This is a genomic window from Globicatella sp. HMSC072A10, from assembly GCF_001811625.1.
Classification (GTDB): domain Bacteria; phylum Bacillota; class Bacilli; order Lactobacillales; family Aerococcaceae; genus Globicatella; species Globicatella sanguinis.
In genome coordinates this window covers 13,015-13,421 of sequence record NZ_KV805763.1, presented here as the reverse complement: position 1 = coordinate 13,421, position 407 = coordinate 13,015, and the positions used below count along the sequence as shown (strand labels likewise).

The window sequence follows — 407 nt, the reverse complement described above, 5'->3', positions numbered from 1 at the left end:
ACGGAAAAACAGTGGGGCCGCGATGCGAAAGAGTTACCTTCTTTCATCATCAAGCGTCTACCGGTTCGTTATACTTATGACAATAATTATTTTAATGATATTTATCAGGGGATTCCGATAGGTGGTTATACTCAAATTGTAGAGAAAATGTTAGACCATCCGAATATTGAAGTGCATTTAAATACGGACTTTTTCAATGATAAAGAAACGTTAGAAGCGGAAGCTACAAAAGTAGTCTACACCGGTATGATTGATCAATACTTTGATTATCAGTATGATGTCTTAGAATATCGCTCTTTACAGTTTGAACATGAAGTATTAGATACCGATAATTATCAAGGCAATGCGGTCGTTAACTATACGGATCGTGAAACCCCTTATACACGCATTATCGAACATAAGCATTT

At 36.1% G+C, this 407-nt stretch carries 1 protein-coding gene; it reads left to right on the top strand.

The genetic code is table 11. The features are described 5' to 3' along the window. The coding region (locus HMPREF2811_RS11755; protein WP_246829827.1) for a UDP-galactopyranose mutase at positions 1 to 407 on the top strand (407 nt) is incomplete at both ends.